Annotated in this window: 3 protein-coding genes and 1 pseudogene; 1 reads left to right on the top strand and 3 read right to left on the bottom strand. The window is 70.0% G+C overall.

The window, feature by feature from the left end:
• From IF64_RS26860 to IF64_RS0124805, 3 genes and pseudogenes are all read right to left on the bottom strand, one after another.
• Positions 1-364 (bottom strand): annotated as a pseudogene (locus IF64_RS26860) (hypothetical protein); the annotation flags it as partial.
• Positions 365-480: 116 nt separating this feature from the next.
• The gene (locus IF64_RS0124810; RefSeq protein WP_246134708.1) at positions 481-1764 is read right to left on the bottom strand and encodes an Nramp family divalent metal transporter; all 1284 of its coding nucleotides are present in this window, start codon (positions 1762-1764) and stop codon (positions 481-483) included.
• A gap of 120 nt (positions 1765-1884) precedes the next feature.
• Entirely contained in the window at positions 1885-2796 is a 912-nt protein-coding gene (locus IF64_RS0124805; RefSeq protein ID WP_030534588.1) for a dihydrodipicolinate synthase family protein, read from the bottom strand.
• A 118-nt stretch (positions 2797-2914) separates the two neighbouring features.
• Here IF64_RS0124805 and IF64_RS0124800 point away from each other — a divergent pair, with 118 nt between their 5' ends.
• Positions 2915-3892: a LacI family DNA-binding transcriptional regulator gene (locus IF64_RS0124800; protein ID WP_030534587.1), complete on the top strand. Its 978-nt coding sequence runs from the start codon at positions 2915-2917 to the stop codon at positions 3890-3892.
• Positions 3893-4032: the final 140 nt, after the last annotated feature.

Below are 4032 nucleotides of genomic sequence, written 5' to 3'. Positions count from 1 at the left end.
CGACACGGAGACACCCAACGACCCCATCCTCGAACTCAGCGCCTAACAACCCCAGAGAAGGACAACGCAGCACTACACCACCACAAGGGACTTGACCGCCCAGCTGCGCCGGGGTCTTGGCCGCCACCGTCGCACTACCGCGCAACGACTCCTCGATGGTGCAGAACCGGCATCGGTCCGACTCTGCGTAGCGGATGCAGGTCTGCACCACGGTCTTGGCCAGCACGTCGGTTCCATGCAGCCGGGCGATCTGGTCGTAGAGCACACCGTCCGATGTGGTCATGCCGTAGAACTTCGGTCTGCGCAGCGGGGAGAGCTCGATCGCGGTGTCCTCTTCGCCCAGGCAGATCCGCCCGTCGCGCACCGAGTGCGGGCTGGCGGGATTGCTGGGCAGCGCGGCGTCGAGAGGGACTGTCCGGCTTGTTCTGAAGCCGGACAGTCCCCGGTATGTGGTGTTGGCGGCGACCGTGCCGGTGGCGGTCAGGAGAAGCTGGTGACTGCCAGCTGGTAGCAGACCGCGGCGATGGCGACCAGTCCGATGGCGGCCAGCGCGTTCTGCCACCACTTGTTGCGCAGGTCGCCCATCAGGCCGGGCCGGTTGGCCAGGACGACGAGCAGCACGGCCAGGACGGGAGCGACGATGACCGTCAACGCCTGCGCCGCGATGATCAGCTGGACCGGTGATTGCCCGCGTGCCAGGACGGTGATGAGGGCGCCGAAGCCGAGCACGCCCAGGATGCCGGCGCGGACCCGCCATGAGGCGAGCCTGTTGCCGAAGCCGAGGCCGTCGGAGAGCAGGGTGCCGCCCGCGGTGGCGTTGGCGATCATCGCCGAGATCGCGGCTCCGGTGAAGCCCAGCGAGAAGATGGTTCGTCCGGCTTCTCCGGCGATCGGGGTGAGCACGGTCGAGAACTGCTTGAGCGTGGCGCCCTCCTCGCCGCCGACCCCGGGCAGGACTGCGGCGGCGGCCATGATGACCAGCGCGGTCATGATCCCGGGCGCGACGATGCCGGGGATGGTGTCGGCGATGGTCGTCTCGCGGTACTGCTCGCGGCGGAGCCCGCGTTCGCGCGAGGCGTAGCCGGCGTAGAACGCGGCGTTGACCGAGAAGTTGGTGCCCACCAGGGCGACGATCAGCAGCCCCACTCCGGAGGGGACGATCGGGACCACGGATCCGACGGCGGCGGCGCCCCAGTCGGGGCGGGTCACGATCGCGGTGGCGACGAACGATACGGCCATGATCGCGACGATGACCAGCACGAGTTTCTCGATGAGCGTGTAGAGCCGTCGCGCGAAGAGGATCCCGACCACCACGGCCGTGCAGGCCAGCGTCCACCACATGGGCGAGCCGCCGAACACCAGCGACAGACCGAGTCCCGAGCCGACGGCGTTGCCGACGGAGAACATCAGGGTGATGGCGAAGACGCCGAACCCGGCCAGGCAACCGACTCGGCGGCCCAGGTGCTCCTTGATCGTCTGGACGACGGAGCCCTTCGAGACGAGCGCGATGCGGATGCTCATGTCGGCGTAGATGAGCATCAGCGCGGTCGAGACGGCGATGACCCAGATCAGGGAGTACCCGAATCGGCTCCCGGCCTGCACCGCCGAGGTGAGGTTGCCGGGACCGAACTGCCAGGCGCCGACGATGAAGGCCGGCCCCATCAGGGCCAGCATCCGCAGGATTCGGCGTCCACGGCCGACCGGAGCGGAACCGGAGGTGTCGTTGGGCCCGTTGTTCATCCGGGCGGGTACTGCATCGGACATCGTGCTTCCTTACCCCCGCGCGGCATTGTCGCGGGGTCGTTCGGGGACGGCATTGTCACCGGACCGGCCGGGTGGCCGGCGAGGGCCGGATGCGCTCGCGCACCCGGCCCGCTGGTCGGCTCAGACGAGCTGCGCGCTGCGCAGCGCCTGGACGATCTCCTGCTCGACCTCGGCGGAGAGGTCGATCAGGGGAGAGCGCACGGTCGCGTTCTCCAGCACGCCGAGCGCCTTGAGAGCCAGCTTGAGGGCCACCGTGCCCTCCATGTGCGAGCCGCGGTGGTAGACGGCCTTGGTGACCGGCAGCAGGCGGTCGTGCACCGCGCGGGCCGCCGCGTAGTCCCGGGCCTTGCCTGCGGCGATCAGTTCGAGCAGCGGTGCGGGGGCGATGTTGCCGTACCCGACCAGCAGGCCGTCGACGTCGAACATGGTGTGCAGCAGGTACTCGTCGTGGCACGACAGGATCTGCAGATGGGGGTTCTCCCGCCGCAGGACGGGGATCTCGGTGTCCCAGCGGCGCATGTTGCGCACGCCGTTCTTGGTGGCGAACACACCCGGCTGGGCGGCGATCTCGAGCTGGGTGTCGAGGTCGTAGTTCGCCTTGGTGGCATCCGGGTACTGGAAGAGGATGCAGGGCAGGCCCGCCTCCTCGTAGATCGCTCGGTAGCGCTCCTGCGGGGCGCCCTGCTGGTAGCCGAACCGCAGCCAGCCGTGCGAGGGGTACACCAGCGCCGCCTGGGCGCCTGCGGCGACCGCGCGCTTGGCCTCCTCGACGGCCACGTGCGTGCCTTCGCCGGTGATCCCGGCGATGACTGGAACGTCGACGGCTTCGACCAGCTGGGCGATGGTGGCGACCTGCTCGTCCTGGGTCAGGAAGGTCCCCTCGCCGGCGTGGCCGAGCACCACGAGGCTCTTGACGCCGTCGTGGCCGGCCAGCCACTGGCCGAGCTTGGCCATCGCCTGGTGGTCGACCTCGCCGTCCGGCGTGAACGGGGTGACCGGGGCGGGGTTGAGGCCGCGGAGATCGAGAGACATGCGTGGGACTCCATTTCTGGGAACGGTCGCGGGAACGTTCCCAGAACGATGCTCCACGACTCGCGGAGTGTCAAGACCGATCCCGGGAACGTTCCCAACTTCCGGTAGACTCCGGGGCGTGGTGACGATTCTCGATGTGGCCCGGGCGGCCGGGGTCAGCAAGTCGACGGTCTCCCGCGTGCTCGACGAACGCCTTCCGCGCTCCACCAACGCGACCGCGGAGCGCGTGCGCGAGGTCGCGGCCGAGCTCGGCTACGTCCGCGACCCGCTCGCCTCCGGGCTGCGCCGCTCCGGGACCAGCACGGTGGGGGTGATCGTCCCTAGGCTGACCGACACGGTCATGGCGATGCTCTACGAGGCGATCACCGAGGCCGCGGCCGGACGCGACCTGTTCACGGTCGTGGCCACCACCGAGGACCTGCCGGAGGCGCAGGACAAGGCCGTGGAGTCGCTGCGGCGGCGCCGGGTCGACGGGCTCATCCTCACCACGGCGCGTGTCGGCGAGCCCGTTGACGTCGGCGGGCCCCCCTACGCGCTCGCCCTGCGCACCGACGGAGCCGGCCCGGCCGCCATCGGCGACGACCGCCTCGGAGCGCAACTGGCCACCCGGCACCTCATCGACCTGGGCCACCGCAGGATCGGCCTGGTGGGCGGACCCGAGTACGCCTCGAGCGCGCGTGGGCGCGCGGAGGGCTACCGAGAGGCCCTGGCGAGCGGCGGGATCGGCTTCGACCCCGCGATGGTCGCCGGTGACGCGTTCTCGATCGAGGCCGGTGAGATCGCCGGGCGTGCGCTGCTGGATCGCCCGGACCGGCCGAGCGCGGTGTTCGCAGTCAACGACAACACGGCGATCGGTGTGCTCGCCGCCGCGCACGCGCTGGGCCTGGAGGTGCCGAGGGACGTGTCGATCGTCGGCTACAACGACATCCCGGTGGTCAGCAGGCTGCCGGTGCCGCTGACCACCGTGCGGGTGCCGTTCCGGCAGATCGCCGCCGACGCATTGAGCCTCGTCCTCGACGACGGGGCGGCGAGGGGTGAAACCGCGGTGAGCGCCCCGACTCTCATCCCACGAGCTTCCACAGCACCGCCGGGGTGAAGGCGTGATACCCCGGCTGATTGATGCGGGAATCGGCCTGAGAGCTCCTAACGCATTCGGTTTGGGAGTCGTCGCCAGGTGATGAGGCTGCAGGCGAGCGCGAGGAACCCGTGGTGGATGTCGGTGCGGCGTTCCCAGCG

The sequence above is a fragment of the Prauserella rugosa genome, assembly GCF_000719975.1.
GTDB lineage: Bacteria > Actinomycetota > Actinomycetes > Mycobacteriales > Pseudonocardiaceae > Prauserella > Prauserella rugosa.
Note: the sequence above shows the minus strand (reverse complement) of the source record. Positions and strands in the feature narration are given on the sequence as shown.

Coding starts and splice junctions, on each gene's coding strand:
- IF64_RS0124810 (WP_246134708.1), bottom strand. CDS start 1,764: ATGTCCGATGCAGTACCCGCCCGGATGAACAACGGGCCCAACGACACC.
- IF64_RS0124805 (WP_030534588.1), bottom strand. CDS start 2,796: ATGTCTCTCGATCTCCGCGGCCTCAACCCCGCCCCGGTCACCCCGTTC.